Origin of the sequence: Psychroflexus torquis ATCC 700755 (genome assembly GCF_000153485.2) — a bacterium.
Taxonomy (GTDB): Bacteria; Bacteroidota; Bacteroidia; order Flavobacteriales; family Flavobacteriaceae; genus Psychroflexus; species Psychroflexus torquis.
Genome location: NC_018721.1, coordinates 19,991 through 37,096 on the forward strand (window position 1 = coordinate 19,991; position 17,106 = coordinate 37,096).

Sequence of the window (17,106 nt, forward strand, 5' to 3'; positions counted from 1 at the left end):
AATACAATTATGGTCTAAACATCTACTCTAAGGATGCTATTGAAGTCGCACTGTTACACGTTATGGACTTACAAAATTAAGCCCTACATTAAAGAAAAAAGGATTTTCAAAACTATTTACCATTCCAAAATCCTGGTCGCCAAAAAATCCTCTAAAAAAATCTGCATCACCGTCTAATTCATCAGCATCATAAGACCAATCATATCTGAGTCCAGCTTGGACACTTGCCCAGATGTATCCTGAAATTTTAGTTTGAAATTCCAATTTAGGTCTAACTTCTCCTCTTCGTATTTCATAAGAATTTCCATTAACTGAATAATCATCTATGCGGTAACTTTGACCCTCTAAATCAAATCCTGCAAGAAGAAGTGAGTTTTGGTTGATGTTGTAACGCAAATACGCTCTAGCTGGAAATAAGATCTCTGTTCCCCATTTTTTATTATCAGAAGTCCAATCAAACATGATAACAGGCACATAATTTAGATTTCCGACTCTATATGTTCTAGATACACCTACTCCCCATCGGAAATAATCATTTACCCGTCTTCCATAGATAGCAGCTGCACTATATCTAATGGTGCTCAAAGACTGGAATTCGTCCAAACCGTAATTACCACTTAAATCCATCTGAGTTTGAAACACTAAAAATTCTGTCTCATTCAGAGGGAAAAAGAAGGTATTGGTCCAGTTGATATTTCGAAGTCCATCCTCATTTAGAATACGACCTAAACTTCTTGCTTCGGTCCCATCTGGAAGGAATGTTGGAGACCGAGGAGAATTCAAATTTTCTCTTATATTATAACGCGTATCCATAAAATTAATTCCCGATTGCCAAACAAAACTACTTTTTGAAATAATAGGAATGTTGGTGTTCAATCTGAAACCACCAGTAAAATTTGCTCGCCCAGTTTCATTAATAGCTGGATTCTCCTCATCTACATCAAAACCATTATCAAGAGATTGAGGAAAGGTGACATTTGAAAACTCATACTTATAGGGCATCTGAGCATCAAAACTAACCCCTATAAATTTCTGGGGACTCATCCCAGAAATTTTAGGACTAGCATAGCGTTTTACCGGAGTGTCATCCTCCAATTCAAAATCATCATACTTACTGTAATCTTCTTCATCCTCTTGAGCTTGAATTGTATTCATACCAAAACCAAAAAGTACAAGCAGCGCAAAAATTTTGTAATTGTAATTCATATGTCCAAGATTGATTAAAAACATTTAGTAAAGGTATTAACCTCAACAACTTAATGTTTAAATTGATAGTTATTTTTTTCTAATAAGTCTTCTCCAAGTGTCTGTTCTACCAAAGGTTTTTACCCCCACATAACCTCGAATATCTAAGGTGTTTTCATCTTTCATAGTAATTATACAGCTGTAGCTTGTTCCATTTTCTGGATCGTATATAGTACCTTCTTCCCATATTCCTTCGCCTTGATATTCAAAGTCTTTTAAAATACGGAAGCCACGCAAAGGTGCATTTTGCATACTTTCATCTGGATTATTTTTATCTACTTTAGGCTCTCCAGTAACTGGATCGATAGGCTCTTTTAGCCAAACAATTTTTCCGTAAAATTTGTTATCAATCTTATCGATTTTCACCTTTGCCTTACCGTGTCCTGGTTCCCATACTCCAACAATATCGCCTGCTTCTTGAGCAAAACTAAAGTAACCTAATAAACAAAATGTGATCAAAAAAAGCTTAGTCTTCATAGTTTTCAATATTAAATTAATTTTTGGTTTCAATTTCTAAAGTCACTATTAAATCGAAGATAACATCTTCGTAATATTCATCTTCTAGCATGTCAAAATCTCCAATAAAAGTGATACGCTCGTCTGAAATTGCTGTTTGCAAATCTTCTTGCTCATCTGCCACTTGAAAAGTGTATTTTTTGTTGGGTTGAATATTATCGTCTAAAAGACCAATCTTAGTCATATCTGTATACTTAGATGTCATTTCAATTACCATTTTCCCAATCTTTGGAAAATCCATTCCCTCTCGAGTCTGAATTTGAATTGACTTTACTTGCGCTTTTTCAATTTTGATAGTCTCTTCGAGTTTTGGAAATAAATCTTCCAAAGAGAATTCCCAAGTTGCCGTTGCTGTGTTTGACCCTTCAAAAAGAGGACCTATAGCCTTTAGATCAAGAACAGGTGTTGTGATTTCATGCTTTTCAGTCTCCACAGAACGTTGTGATTTCATGCTTTTCAGTCTCCACAGAACATGAAAACATAAAACAAATGAGAAGTAGATAACTTCCTAATATTTTTAAATTATGATACATTGGTTGTTTTTTTTAAAATAAATCTTTATAAAATATACTTATTTCCATAAATAAGAATTTAAGGAATTTATTTATTCAAAAAAAGTTAATATATATTATAAATAAATTTTATATATCATTTTTATCAAATGAATAATAGTGAGTTATAGCTCTTAAAACAAAATTCAGAAGTGAAAATTGACGGCTAAATTTATTTTGTAAAAGTTATACCTATTAAAAATAAGTCTTAGTGTTCATTAGTCATATAAGTTCGGTGAACCCAAAGTGAATTTAAATTGAGAACTTTAAATAATTCTTTTGGCTCGAATGTGGTTTGGATGTTAATTAGTCTGGTTCCATCGATATGGTATTGGTTGAGCTGTAAACGTCGGACTTTGGCACCGCTTAAATTTTAATAACCAACACTAAAATGAAGGTTGAATTTTGAAAGTGGGTAATCAATTCTAAGACTGAACACATCCACACCACCAAGAGCTTCTAATCTTGACTTAGAGATAGAAATGACACCACCCAAACTCTTTTGAAAACAAAAAACGACCTACTTAAAAGCTACTATTTAGGCAGCGCCAACTTCCACTTTGGAAATAAATCAATTCAGCTTAAAACTCAAAACATTTGTACTTTATCCTGATTGTACCTATCGGTTTACCTTATCGAATTGTTAGTCTTAAAATAAAGATTGAGACTGTGCTTATTGTAATCCAAGCTCATCTATCCATAAGAAGTCTTCAAATTCCTTCTTTATTAAAATATCATAGAACGAAAATCCCACTAGTCTTCTCTTCCTAAAATTGGATCAACTGTGTTGAGATCGATTCCTATTGTTTTATAAGTGAAACTGGTTTAACTTTTCAGATTCCCATGAGATCCATTATGCTTAAATCGCAAGTATTAATGAAAAAAATGTAAAAGGATACTTTATGTATACATAGAGAATAGATGTGGATAGAGAACAGTTCTAGTTCAATCAATGAATATTTAAAAGAGCATCTATTGATTTTTTATCTTCAGAATTTTTATAATTTCACTTTTAGCTGAAGCGGAATTGGTAATTCTTAAAAATAATGGTCCCATAGGTATAATTCATTTAAAGATATTAACCTCGCACTTAAAGATCTTTAATTTTATGCAGCATATTTGATGCTCTCATGTTTAAAATATTTTGCTACCCTTTCGCTATCATTTTGAAGCATTTTCATATGATTCTCTAAATTTTCTTTCATTTTTTCTTGTGTTTTTGGTGCCGGTTTATCCGAGAGTCCATACTTTAAATCGCAATTCAGATATTCATCTGGGTTTCGCTCAGGTGAGTATGATGGCAGGTAAAATAGTTCTATGGTTTCGCCATTTTCTTCCGCCCATTTCTTTACAACTTTACTATGATGGACTCGTAAATTATCAAGGATTAAGAATACTTTGGTTTCTTGCGATTTGATGAGCTGTTCTAAAAATTGAATAAATACATCTGAGTTCATATTTTCTTTATATATCATAAACTGAATTAAACCCTGATTTGTAACTGTAGAAATCATGTTGATTGAAAACCGCTTCGACATATGTTTTTTAACAGGAGTTTTTCCTTTTGGAGCATAGGAACGTCCATGATGATTATTGTTTTTTACACCCGTTTCATCCCCCCAATGGATAGTTGCCTTCTCTTGTTTTGCCTTCCCTTTTATTGCTGGGTATTCTTCGTCTAACCATTTTTGAACTTTTTTGGAACATTGTTCATAAGCTCTCTTTTTTGGCTTTTGAGGCGTGAATCCCCAAGCGTTGAGATAATTACCGACAGCTCTTCTTCCGATTGTAATACTAAACTCTCTTGCTATCAAATCCCTTACTGCCCTTGTAGTCCACAAAGCATAATCTAACTTTAGTTGATCGGGCATTACATCAATAATCATTTTTTGGATTGCAGCTTCTTGATCTTTATTGAGTAGTTTTCGATCTTCTGATTTGACTCCTCGTTTTTGATATGACAAAGATTTATGACCTTCTTTATTGTAAAGCTTCCACCAATCTCTAACAGTATTTACATGAACACCGTAAAACAGAGCTATGTCTTTTTTTTTATCTCCACGTTTTATCATTTTTACAGCATCCCTTCGAATTATACCTCTTTCCTGATCAGAAACACTCCTTAAGTCTATTTTTTCCATCTATAAATATACGAAATATTTAACTATAAATAAAGAACTATTGATTCGAAGTTAATAGTTCATTTAGATTCGACACCTCATTTTGATATAAATCACTACCAGTTGCGGAAAATAGACTGATATTCAATTTATTATAAGTACTTGAAAATTGAATTTTTGAATCTTTTGTAATTGGATTAGGATAAACTACTGCCATTTTTGTTGGTTTATTTTCAAAAGAGTCTAGATTTAAAAGACCCCCTTCTTCAATGCAGACGAAAAAATCAAGAGAATTTAAAAACCCTCCCATCATTTCACCAAATTCTTCAAAAGACCTAAGAAAAACAACTCTAGCCAACAAAGGCGAAAGGGTGCCTGTAAAGGCATTATCAGCATCGATAATATTCTTTTCAAGATAATTGATGTCATCATCAGAAATTTGATCATTGGCGATAATAAAGTTGATGAACTCTTCTTTCTGAAAATCATCAGGCAAACTACTAATTTCAAGAACAACATAATACTGATAGACCCCTTCAATGGGCAAACACTCATAATCAAAACAACTAAAAAATTTGAAGGAATCATCATAATCAACTAAAATGGAATACATTTCCTGATTAGCCTCTATTGAAACTCTTCGAGAATTTGAGTTCTCAGGATTAATTTTTTCAACATTGATAATATCATCATTCAAAGTAATGATCTCTTCTTCTGATATATTTTCTTTAAGAGTTATAAAATCAATCAAGTCATTTTTATTGAAATCATCACTCAAAATTTCTATGTCTAATTGAGCAGTGTATTGAAACAATCCCTCTTCTGTCTGACAAGAATTTTGAGTATAGGATATGTTCACTAAAAGAATAATACATAAATAGGTGAAGTTTAATTTCATAAAAAATACTTAATATTAAAATAAACAATTGATAATCAGATAAATATAGTTAGATAAAACATCATAATCTAAAAATAAAAAGCTTTTTCAGAATTTACAGTTCTTATTTTACGGTTTTTTCAAATCCATTCTGAAATCAATTTTAAAACCACCGGAGACATCGTTTGCTCTATAAGTTGATATTCAAAATATCTCCTGTATCACTGTCTTGGAAAAGGTGATTTAAGCCTTTAAGCTCCTAGGTCTTCACATTTATAATTTCTTACTTTTTAAAATTCAATGGAGAACACTCAATATGTTTTACTATGAATGAATCAATTTATTAGATGCATCCTAACAAAACATAAATCAACTATTCAATTTTTCTCTAACAGGATCGAGGGAGAAACCCTCAATTAGTATTTTACTTAACTTTTCTGAATGAAATTAATCGCTAAGCCTTCTACAAACGCTTATGTATGTTAAACATTTTTAATAAAAATAAATTAAAACTTAATTTTAACATAAATTATCTTATTTTAGCATAAATTAGTCTAATAAATCAAAAAATGTTAACATGAAAAAAAATTATGTATTACGATTAATGGTAATGTTTTTATTCAGTTTTTCTTTCTTTGCACAGGAAGTTGAAATAAAAGGAGTAATCACAGACCAAGACAACCAGCCGCTCCCCGGAGTTACTGTGGTGGTTGAAGGAACAAATAGAGGAGCTACAACAGATTTTGATGGCAACTACACTATCAAGGTAGAAAAGGGAGAAACACTTTTATTTTCTTATATTGGTTTTGACCCACAAAAGATCAAGATTGAGAATAATACGACTATTAATGTCACCTTAAAGATGGGTATGCAGCTTGATTCTGTAGTCGTTATAGGTTCCAGGAGCCCTGGAAGAACGACTGTGAATTCTGCAGTAGCTATAGATGTCTTTGATATTCAACAACTTACCAAAGCTAGTCCGCAGGTAAACTTGAACCAAATATTAAATTATGTGGCACCATCTTTTACGTCCAACACACAAACCATATCGGATGGAACAGACCATGTTGATCCAGCTTCTTTAAGAGGTTTAGGTCCAGATCAAGTTTTGGTTCTTATCAACGGAAAAAGAAGACATACGTCTTCTTTGATCAATGTCAACGGAACCTTTGGTCGGGGAAGTGTAGGAACAGATCTTAATGCTATACCAGCGGCGGCTGTTCAGAATATTGAGGTGTTACGAGACGGTGCCGCGGCTCAATATGGTTCTGATGCTATTGCTGGTGTTATCAATATAATTTTAACAGATAAAACAAATGAGCTTCAACTCAATGTAACTTCTGGAGCCAATTTTTCAAGAAATGCCAACAGCCAAACTGGAGGTGTTGATGGAGAGACTACAAATGTTAGTGCCAGTTACGGTTTGGACTTGGGAGATAAAGGTGGATTTATCAATTTTAGTGGAGACTTCGATATTCGTGAAGATTATAACAGAATGAAAGAATGGGAAGGTGATGTATACAATAGATACAACACTGTAGAGCGATTTGCCAATGCTGATGGTTACGATATCACCAATCTTCTAGATAATGATGTTTCTGATGTGATCCAATACGGTAATCAAGCTGGTTTTAATTTGGATCCAAATGCAACAAAAGAACAACTACAAGATATCTTATCGGTAGACAATACCTCTGCTGAACTTGAAGCAAGAAATCAGGTAAGAAGTGATTTCAATATGAGAGTTGGTCAATCCAGGCTTAGGGGTGGTCGCTTGTTTGTAAATTTTGCTTTACCTCTTGATGATGATGGTACAGAATTATACTCGTTTGCAGGAATAAGTTCAAGAAACGGAAATTCTGCAGGTTTCTACAGGCTACCGAATCAGAGTAGAACATTTACACCTACTTATATCAATGGATTTTTACCAGAAATTAATTCTAAAGTAAAAGATGAATCTCTTTCAGTTGGTATTAAAGGTTCAGTTGGTGACTGGAATGTGGATTTCAGCAATACTTATGGAAAAAATAGTTTCCTTTATGTCATTGGTAATACTTCCAATGCGTCCTTGCAAAATGCATCTCCAACTGTTTTTGATGCTGGTGGATTTTCTTTTGCTCAAAACACTACCAATCTTGATGTCAGTCAATTTTTTGAAGATGTATCTAAAGGGCTTAATGTTGCTTTTGGTGGAGAACACCGTTTGGAGACTTACGAAATTGTTGCTGGACAAGAATCATCTTATTCTCAATATACCTCAGCAGGAGAAGTTATTACTTTAGCTTCGCAACAACCAGCAACAGACTTTTTTGGAGCAGCAAGGCCTGGAGGTGCTCAGGTTTTTCCTGGTTTTAGCCCAAAAAATGAATTAAACAGAAGTCGTTCTAGTGTTGCCGGTTACGTAGATGTAGAGCTTGATGTCAGTGAGGAATTTCTATTAAGCTTTGCTAGTCGCTATGAAGACTATTCAGATTTTGGTTCAACTGTTAATTTTAAACTTGCATCTCGTTATAAACTTACAGACAATGTCAACTTAAGGGCTTCTGCCAATACTGGATTTAGAGCACCATCTTTGCATCAATTAAATTTCAACTCTACGTCTACTATTTTCGATCAAAATGGCGATCCACAGGAAGTGGGTACCTTTGCCAACGATAGCAGAGCTGCTGAATTACTAGGTATTCCCGAATTAAAACAAGAAATTTCCAGAAGTATAAGTTTAGGATTAACGGGGAAATTTCCTGAAGCTAATCTTACATTCACAGCAGATGCCTATTGGGTAGGAATTGATGATAGAGTGGTTTATACGGGCCAATTTACTGGCCCAGGAACGGGAACTGAACTGGATAATCTCCTAAGACAAGCTAATGCTTCGAGAGCTTCCTTTTTTGCTAATGCTATTGATACAGAGTCCAGAGGTTTTGATTTTGTCATTACTCATAAAACCAATATCGGTACCAATTCCAAGCTTAACACAGACCTTTCTGGAACTCTATCACAAACACGACAAGTTGGCGACATTAAGGCCTCTGAAGTCTTAACTAATGCAGGACTTGTTGATACTTATTTCCCACAAGATAGCAGAGTTTATCTTGAAGAAGCTGTGCCTAGAACCAAAATTAATCTAACCAATAATTATACAGTTGGAAATTTTAATGTTTTCCTTAGAAACGTATTTTTTGGTAAGGTCACTGAAGCAACTCCAACAATAGAAAATCAGCAAATTTTTAGTGAAAAATTAGTCACCGATTTATCCTTCGGCTATGTTGCGTCTCCTAGTTTAACTTTTACTCTTGGTGCTAATAATATATTCGATATTTATCCAGACCGTGCAGAAGATGCATTTGGAAATAGAAGCGGTGGTCGTTTTGACTGGTCAAGGCGTGCTCAGCAATTTGGCATTGCCGGCCGTTTCCTTTTTGCTAGAATGAGTATTACACTCCAATAAAATTGTTTAATCTATAAAATAAGAGACCCTATTTCAAAATTGAAATAGGGTCTCTTATTTTATAATGAATTGATATATGTAAATTTAAAAAAAGATGATTACCCATTAAGTTCTAAAAATTAGTACTTATTATGAGCTGTTTTTGAAAAGATTTCTTTAATATACTTCGTGACTTGAAGAGATCTTTTCTATAATACCATACTCTTTACTATCCTCGGTTTCTATCTTCTGGAAAAGAGGGTTTAAACTTTTAAACTCCATAGTCTCCACATTTGTATTTTCATCCTTTTTAATTTCCAACTCTATAACTGCAAGATTTTCTTTAAGAGTTATAAAATCAATCAAGTCATTTTTATTGAAATCATCACTAAATATTTCTATGTCTAATTAAGCAGTGTATTGAAACAATCCCTCTTCTGTTTGACAAGAATTTTGAGTATAGTATAAATTCACTTAAAGAATAATACATAAATAGGTGAAGCTTAATTTCATAAAAGAACATTTAACGTTAAAATAAAAAATTGATAATCAGATAAATAAAATTGATACATCTAAAAAGCAAAGAATCCTTGGGGCAAGCCCACGAGGCATTTAGATGGTCGTTTTTGATTGATGAAAACCATCCGTTTTCAAACTTTTCTTAAAACACGAGGCAAGCCTCGTGGAATTAAACCCAATAGAGATTAAAGCCTTTTTCGGAATTTACAGTTTCTATTTTACAATTTTTGACACCCATTCTGTAATCAATTGTAAAACCACCGGAGACATTATTTGCTCTATAAGTTGATATTCTAAAATATCTCCTGTATCGCTATCTTGGAAGAGGTGATTTAAACCTTCTAGCTCGTGAGTTTCAACTTCCGTATTACCGCCATCACCCAACGCTTTATCTATAGCTGCTAAATTCTCTTTGGCAGACACTTGAAAGTCTTTACTTCCGTTAAGGGCAAGTACAGGACAAGATACTTTTTGGAAGTAATTGGCAGGACTAGATGTTAGGATCGCCATCAATTCTAGATTATTGACGATAGAATTTACCATATCGTTAAGCTCCTTTTCAGGTATAGTAGTTTGGTATTTAATTGCTAGATTTTTTTGTAATTCTGATTTGAGAGCTTCGCCTTCTAGATTTGATTTTCTAAGTTCTGAGTATAGGCTAGCTAACATTTCATTGGTCCCATCAATTTGTTTATCTGTCGCCCCTCTTAGTATAAGGAGATCTTTGCGCTGCTTAAGCATCATCACATCACCGTTAACCCCCGGAGCAGCTAGTAAAACTAAAAAGTCAATGTCGTTTTCAATAGCGAGTTTTGGGGCGAGTATACCTCCCAAGCTATGTCCTAACAAACCTATTTTAGTACTATTTATTTGAGTGTTGGATAAAAGAAAATTGATGCCCGCTTGTGCATCTCCCATTTGAGTAGCTATAGTCATTTCTGAAGTTCGTCCACCAGACTCTCCTACCCCTCGCTCATCGAATCTCAAAACTGCAATCCCACTTTGGGTAAGTTCATGAGCCAAAAGCAAAAATGGCTTATGACCAAATATATTGCTATCTCTATCCTGAGGTCCACTGCCACTCAAAAGCAATACAGCAGGAAATGGACCGTCTCCTTTTGGTAAGCTAAGTGTCCCTGCCAAAACGACATCGTCACTTGTGCTTTTATAACTCACCTCCTTAATCACATAAGCATATGGTGGCTTTGGTTCTTGAGGTCTATTCGGAAGAGTGTTCCCTCTTTTAAAATCAAGTTTGAAAGACATTCCATTTTGTGAAAAATTACCAACGATGGTATCTTTTAGGGCTAATTTTCCCTGATACTGAATACCTAACTCCTTAATTTTGATGGTTAACAAAGAATCAATATAAGTGGTGGCGTCAGACTTATATCCTTCTACACCTTGTAAAGGGACATCCATCGTTGAAGCAAATCCGTTTTCTGTTGCATTAATATGGAAATTTATACCAAGAGAATTCCCTTGAAACTTCAACTCACCTTGCCAGTCTCCTGTAATGTCTTGAGCTAAAGTAATTGAGGATAAAACTAGTGTTAATAAAAAAGTGCAAAGTGTTTTCATAGGAATTTATTTAATTTACAAATTTGGTTGCCATTTTAAATATGCCTTCAAAAGAAGTCAAGTAAGTTAAGTATACTCTTTTTTCGCTCCATCTTCAGGAATCCATAAGGTATCCAAAGAGATATTATTTTTAAGATCCTTTCGCTGAGTAGGGCAATGATTTAGAGCTTCCAAATGGTTACAAATCACTTGACCTTTACTTTCCTCCACAAATTTTATAATATCTACCATAGTCATCAAAATTGGGTCGTGCTCATCGAGTTGAGCAGACCCGCAGGGGATCACACTTACATCAGGTTCTTTTTTGAACACAATGTCCTTAACCTCTTGGGTGTAAATTGTATCAGAACTTAAATATAGACTAGGTTCATTCGGCAATTCTATATAAAATCCCATCACGTTACCCATTAATTCAGCTACTTTACCATAACCATGAGTCGCAGAAGTGCCTTGTATAGTTCCTCCCAAAAAAGAAACGGCTTTGTTATACTCCAATTCTTGGACGACATGTAAACCTTTGGACTTTAGAGCATCCGCATCCAACTTACTGCAAGTTATAGGGATTTGTCTTTCTTTTAAGAAATCGATTCCAGCTTCATCTATGTGGTCTGCATGTTGGTGAGTAATCAAGGCATGCGTGGTTTTATCTAATACGTCTGAGGCTTGTTCTGGTAAAGCGACTAAAGGATTCCTAAAAGGCGGAAAGCGTTTAGAAGTGAATGTTTCTATGCTTCCCACTTCGCCAAGCATAGGATCTACTAAGATATGCTTAGTTTCTGTTTCGATAACAGCAGTAGCATTTCTAAGGTGATGATATGTCATTATTCTGATTTTGTTTTTAATTGGCCCAATGCTCAAAGATAATTCAACTTTTATTATGAAGTTAAATTGATGCTATTGCTTTTATTTGCAGAAAAATCAAAAGATGCAGATAAGTATAAAACTCAAGTTTCGCACCCATTATTCACAGGGTTTAATTGGAAAAAAATAGCATGAAAACCAAGGGAAACCCCTGGTTTTACTGTATCTTTAAGTAACTAAACACAAAGTACAAAACATGCTACAACACGAATATATTGCAAAAGTTCAAGAAATAAAAGGGAAGTTTAATAAGGTTTGGTTTAATTCAGACTATTTACGGGCACATCTAAATATTTTAGGCTTCAATAGAATAAAAAAACAATTCAGTTGGTGCAAAAAGGCGGGTTTTTCATTTGAGGATTTGATCGCTACACTCTTGATTTTGCCCCTTATTGGAATTAATTCTATTTATGGACTTACAACTGACAAAGATCCAGAACTTAATAAATGTGGAAAAGATTCATACTATCGAATCTTGGCAAATCAAAAAATTAATTGGAGAGCTTTTTTGGCCCAGTTTGTAAAGCAATATCTATTGAAAGATGAACTCTTCACCCCCTCAGCAGACCCTACAAGATGCTTGATCTTTGATGATACTGATCTTTCAAAAACAGGAAAGACTATTGAAGGAGTCTCAAAGATCTACAACCATGTGTCAAAGACCTACTATTTAGGTTTCAAGCTACTTGTGGCTGGGTATTGGAATGGAAGTGTTTTTATCCCCATTGATTTTAGTCTGCACCGTGAGAGCAAAACATCAAGATTAAAATATGGTCTAACCGCAAAGCAGCGTAAGGCCCAAAAGAAGACACCAAGATGTAGTAAAACAGTTGCGGCAAAGAGGTATAGGGAACTCAATAAAAAGAAAACAGACCTAGTAGTGCAAATGTTTTCCAGGGTTGTAAAGCGTAAAATTCCTGTAGACTATATTTTAATAGATACCTGGTTTACAAGTGTGGGATTACTTAAAAAGTTACGAAGTATTTGCAGTTCGACCCATATTATTGGGATGTATAAATACAATAGTAAAATTGAAGTCAGATCAAAGGTCAAAACTTTAGCACAACTTAAAAAACAGAAAGCAAAGCCCAAGCGCTGTCGTAAATTCAATTACTACTACCATCATTACATAGCTGAAATTGATGGGCTCAAGGTTGCTCTCTTTATTTCAAAGCGTGGGAAGAACGGCAAATGGCACACCTTAATAACCACTGATACATCACTCAAATTTGTAAAAGCAATTGAAGTATATAGTATTCGATGGTCAATTGAAGTCTTTTTTAAAGAAGCCAAGCAGCTCTTTGGTCTTGGAAAGTGTCAGTCTACCAATTTTGATGTCCAGATTGCACAAATAACAATTGCAATGACCCAATATCTGCTTACAAGTATTCGGTACAGAATGGAGGCTTATGAAACCATAGGCGGATTATTTAAAGATTTAAAACAGGATTATATTGAAAATAAGCTGAATATCAGAATATTGGCAGTTGTCAACTTAATTTTAACCAATTTGGAAAAACTAGTAGAATCAATTGATATTGAACTTATTACATCCAAAATAATAGAGGATATTGAGAGTTATGGGTTTCTAACAAATACCCATAGCTTTAATCATCAGGGTGTTAAGTGAAATTGATTAGGTGCGAAACTTGAGTATAAAACCTTTTAGTTCCTCTGAAGTTGAATCCCTCGAAGAGTTGAGCCAGAAGACCTTTAAAGAATCCCATGGACATAGTGCTACTGAAATAGATGTCCAAAACTATGTTGATTATCACTTCAACACCCACACTTTATCAAAAGATCTTGATGACTCCACTATCTACTTCAATAAAATACTTTTTGACGACCAACTGGCTGGATATTCCAAATTAATAGTAGACAAACCTCATCCTCTTTCCGATATATCGCCAATAGCTAAATTTGAAAGGCTTTATCTTTTAAAAGATTTTTACGGACTTGGTCTTGGCAAAGAGCTTCTAAAACACAATATAGAAATCGCTAGAACACATCAACAAAAAGCCCTTTGGATATTTGTATGGACTGAAAATGAAAACGGACTTAAGTTTTATAAAAAAAATGATTTTAAAATTATTGGCACTCACAACTTCAAAATAAGTGACCAACATTCCAATCCCAATTTTGTAATGTTGAAATTATTATAAGTTTTTCAAAAATTGTAATGCCCTCTATAAATTCCTTACCTGTTTGAGAAGAAACTGTAGCCAAATCTCCCCGTTTTAAATAGGAATCTTCATATCATGACTCGTCAAAATCTTAAGAGCCTCATAGTTTTTGAAATTTTAAGCTTAAAAGAAAGCACCTAAAATCTCATTTGGATTTTAAACCACCGTTACAAAGGATATGATTCGTGAAAAAATAATTAAATAGAACTAAACTATGACCAGCAGATTTTTTAAAGATATAAGACATTTCAAACTCTAGCAAACCTTATGATATTGCAGCTATTTTCTTTTGAATTTAGGGACAAATCGTCTTATCTTTCCCTAAATAAACTTAGAACCTATGAAAGTACTTGGTATTTCAGGCTCGGCTAGTCGGTATAGTAGTAATTACTATCTTCTTAAAGCGATACAAAGTTACGCTGAAGGTGAGCATACTATGAGCGTTTACGATCTCCTACCAAACTTTGAATTGTTTACCCCTGATAAACTTAAAAACGGAGTCCCTCAAAACATTTTAACATTCAAAACCCAAGTAATAGATGCTGATGCTATCATTATTTGCACACCAGAATACACCCATAATATCCCAGCTGTTTTAAAAAATATGATAGAATGGTGTACCGCTTCTGGTGAATTTGCTCATAAGAGAATCTTGCCCATTACCTTTACACCTATTGCTCCTAGAGGTGAATTTGCGATGTCCTCTTTACTGATGTCGTTACAAACTATGGATGCTAAAGTCGTTTCTCAACTTCCGCTTTATAAAACCGATGTGGATATAGAGCACCAGCAGATTGAACTTTCAGAAGACGTCCGAGACCTCGTTGGAGCTGCTCTGGAATTGTTTTAAAGTATTGTTTTAAATTTAACAGTTTTATAAATTAAAGTTAAATATATTGTTTCAAAAATAGCATGAAAATAATTTATTTAATAGTTTTTTTAATATGTGCTAATACTTTCTCTCAGAACTTCTCATCCATTGAAGAAGCAATGGAAAATGCTAGTAAAAAAAGTGAAAACTTTAAAGAGTATGCTGTTTTTGAGCAGTCTACACAAAAAATAAATTCTTCACTTAGAGACATTGCCCCAGACATCCAGTCTATTTATGTAAATAAATTAGCTCTTACAACTATTCAAAAAGAAACCCCTGAGTTTATTCACTTTTATGTTTACCATCAAGGGGATACATTATCTGTTAAAATGCAAAGACATCAAGTTTTAACAGATGACTTTAAAGTTCGTAATCAAGACGGCGACATTTTGAAATACAAACCCGGACTATATTACCGTGGAATAGTTAATAATGACTTTAAATCTTTAGCTGTTTTTAGTTTTTTCGATGAAACTGTGAATGGAATAATTTCAATCCCCTCTAAAGGGAATAGAATTGTCGCTCAGCTTCTTAATAAAGATCAATTTGTCATATACAACGATGCGAAAATGACTATGGACCACGATTTTTCTTGTCAAGTATATGAAATTGAACACTTTGGAAATTTAGTCCCTCAGACAGATTTTTCAAATAGTACTTCTGCCTCTGCAAATTGCGTTAAAGTATTTTATGAACTGACGAATGATATTTATGTAAACAATTCTTCATCTACGAGTTTAACTTTAAACTGGTTAACATCGGTGCATAATATTGTTGCAACATTGTATAGTAATTCCGATATTCCAACTGCATTAAGTGAAGTCTTAATTTGGCAAGTTGAAGACCCATATACAGGAGACAATATAGATAAATTGATTTTTTTCAGAGAGAATAGAATTGCATTTAATGGGGACATAGCTCATCTCTTAGACTTACCAGCAACTGGAGGTGTTGCTTATATAGATAGTTTGTGTCAAGATTTTAACCATGCCTTTTCAGGACTATTTTTAAATTATCAAGAATTACCCACTTATTCATTTACAGTAATGATTATATCACACGAGATGGGCCATTCTCTGGGATCGCCTCATACTCATGCGTGTTTTTGGAATGGGGACAATACAGCCATTGATGCCTGTGGTCCAAATAATGGATTTTCAGAAGGATGTGATGATGCCGAGATACCATCAGAAGGGGGGACTATAATGAGCTATTGCTATCTTGATGCAACTGGAACCAACCTTGCCTTGGGATTTCATCCGCAGGTTGAAGCATACATGAACAGTAATATCGATACAAAATCATGTCTTGGCACTGACTGTATAAATTCATGCACAAGAACTATTGCAGGAGTGACTGTAAGCCAATCTAATGAAAACTCTTTTACTGTAAATATCGAAGATGTTATCTCTAATTCTTGGATATATAGAATTTATGAACAAAATACAGTTCCTGGTCCTATCAATTCTACCAATAGCAATTCAATCCTATTTAACGAAGATGTAAAGCCCAACACGTATTATATAATCCAAGTAGCTAATAATTGCTCTAGCGGTGATGTGGGCGGATCATTTCAATCAAATTATCTAACTGATGATGATTGGTGTTCTGGAAGACTATTTACAGATATAGGAGGTTTAAATGGTAATTACCCGAATAATCATAATTTCCTAAAAACATTCTATCCTGAAGATTCTGCAGATAAGATTAGTTTGACTGTAAATGATTTTGATCTTGAAGATGGAGCTGATTTTATGACGATTTACGATGGAGAATCTATCAACTCACCTATATTTTTGGAGGGTGAGAATCTTACTGGAAATAATTTAACGACAACTTATTTCGAGGCTTCCAATACCACTGGTGCTATTACTGTAAGTTTTACATCCAACTTTGCAAATGCTAATAATTCTGGATGGGAGATTTTAGTTTCTTGTGAGACTCTATCAACACTAGAGTTCTCTGAAGATGATATCGCTATCTATCCAAACCCTTTTAATGATAAATTATTCATCACTTCTAATGTAAATTTCGATAAAGTATTGATATATGACATAAATGGTAAGCAAGTTTATAAAAAAAACATTGAGTCTCTATCAGAAAATTATCTGAACTTGAATCAGCTGAATACAGGCATCTACTTTCTTGAGTTGATTAGCAAAGACTCTTCTTATATAAAAAGAATCATCAAAAGATAACCTGAACTTCTAAAAAAAAAGTTCAAAACGATTTGAATTTTTTAATTAAAATATGATCTCTGTATTATCTATAAACTGACTTTCAACTTATAAATAATGCAGAGATTTTTTTTATGTTAATTCTACTTCGTTGTATTTTAGACTCACTATAATCCAG

The 17,106-nt window shown here is 33.8% G+C and carries 13 protein-coding genes; 5 read left to right on the top strand and 8 right to left on the bottom strand.

The genetic code is table 11. The features are described 5' to 3' along the window. Positions 1–60: 60 nt before the first annotated feature. From P700755_RS00090 to P700755_RS00110, 5 genes are all read right to left on the bottom strand, one after another. On the bottom strand, positions 61–1,230 hold the full coding sequence (locus P700755_RS00090) for a DUF6268 family outer membrane beta-barrel protein (RefSeq protein ID WP_015022717.1): 1,170 nt from the start codon (positions 1,228–1,230) through the stop codon (positions 61–63). Between the two features lie 45 nt (positions 1,231–1,275). Beyond that, positions 1,276–1,722 carry a DUF2147 domain-containing protein gene (locus P700755_RS00095; protein ID WP_041758532.1) on the bottom strand — a complete coding sequence of 149 codons (447 nt, stop codon included), beginning with the start codon at positions 1,720–1,722 and terminating at the stop codon, positions 1,276–1,278. 16 nt (positions 1,723–1,738) lie between these two features. Next, positions 1,739–2,212 carry a hypothetical protein gene (locus tag P700755_RS00100; RefSeq protein WP_015022719.1) on the bottom strand — a complete coding sequence of 158 codons (474 nt, stop codon included), beginning with the start codon at positions 2,210–2,212 and terminating at the stop codon, positions 1,739–1,741. Positions 2,213–3,418: 1,206 nt separating this feature from the next. Then, positions 3,419–4,453 carry an IS630 family transposase gene (locus tag P700755_RS00105; RefSeq protein WP_015022720.1) on the bottom strand — a complete coding sequence of 345 codons (1,035 nt, stop codon included), beginning with the start codon at positions 4,451–4,453 and terminating at the stop codon, positions 3,419–3,421. A gap of 37 nt (positions 4,454–4,490) precedes the next feature. Next, positions 4,491–5,330, bottom strand: coding sequence for a hypothetical protein (locus P700755_RS00110; protein WP_015022721.1), 840 nt, complete (start codon positions 5,328–5,330; stop codon positions 4,491–4,493). 556 nt (positions 5,331–5,886) lie between these two features. Between P700755_RS00110 and P700755_RS00115 the strand changes: the two genes are divergently transcribed. Further along, the gene (locus P700755_RS00115) at positions 5,887–8,757 is read left to right on the top strand and encodes a TonB-dependent receptor (protein WP_015022722.1); all 2,871 of its coding nucleotides are present in this window, start codon (positions 5,887–5,889) and stop codon (positions 8,755–8,757) included. 156 nt (positions 8,758–8,913) lie between these two features. Here the strand turns inward: P700755_RS00115 and P700755_RS00120 are convergent, their stop codons facing one another. From P700755_RS00120 to P700755_RS00130, 3 genes are all read right to left on the bottom strand, one after another. Further along, positions 8,914–9,102 carry a hypothetical protein gene (locus P700755_RS00120; RefSeq protein ID WP_041758087.1) on the bottom strand — a complete coding sequence of 63 codons (189 nt, stop codon included), beginning with the start codon at positions 9,100–9,102 and terminating at the stop codon, positions 8,914–8,916. Positions 9,103–9,468: 366 nt separating this feature from the next. After that, the gene (locus P700755_RS00125; protein ID WP_015022723.1) at positions 9,469–10,836 is read right to left on the bottom strand and encodes an alpha/beta hydrolase family protein; all 1,368 of its coding nucleotides are present in this window, start codon (positions 10,834–10,836) and stop codon (positions 9,469–9,471) included. Positions 10,837–10,902: 66 nt separating this feature from the next. Continuing rightward, the gene (locus P700755_RS00130; protein WP_015022724.1) at positions 10,903–11,658 is read right to left on the bottom strand and encodes an MBL fold metallo-hydrolase; all 756 of its coding nucleotides are present in this window, start codon (positions 11,656–11,658) and stop codon (positions 10,903–10,905) included. Positions 11,659–11,893: 235 nt separating this feature from the next. Between P700755_RS00130 and P700755_RS00135 the strand changes: the two genes are divergently transcribed. The 4 genes from P700755_RS00135 (at position 11,894) to P700755_RS00150 (ending at position 16,949) form a co-directional block, all read left to right on the top strand. Continuing rightward, positions 11,894–13,327: an IS4-like element ISPto3 family transposase gene (locus P700755_RS00135; RefSeq protein ID WP_015022725.1), complete on the top strand. Its 1,434-nt coding sequence runs from the start codon at positions 11,894–11,896 to the stop codon at positions 13,325–13,327. A 10-nt stretch (positions 13,328–13,337) separates the two neighbouring features. Beyond that, positions 13,338–13,859, top strand: coding sequence for a GNAT family N-acetyltransferase (locus P700755_RS00140; protein WP_015022726.1), 522 nt, complete (start codon positions 13,338–13,340; stop codon positions 13,857–13,859). A gap of 361 nt (positions 13,860–14,220) precedes the next feature. Then, entirely contained in the window at positions 14,221–14,730 is a 510-nt protein-coding gene (locus P700755_RS00145) for an NADPH-dependent FMN reductase (protein ID WP_015022727.1), read from the top strand. Between the two features lie 62 nt (positions 14,731–14,792). Next, positions 14,793–16,949: a T9SS type A sorting domain-containing protein gene (locus P700755_RS00150; protein ID WP_015022728.1), complete on the top strand. Its 2,157-nt coding sequence runs from the start codon at positions 14,793–14,795 to the stop codon at positions 16,947–16,949. Positions 16,950–17,106 lie beyond the last annotated feature (157 nt).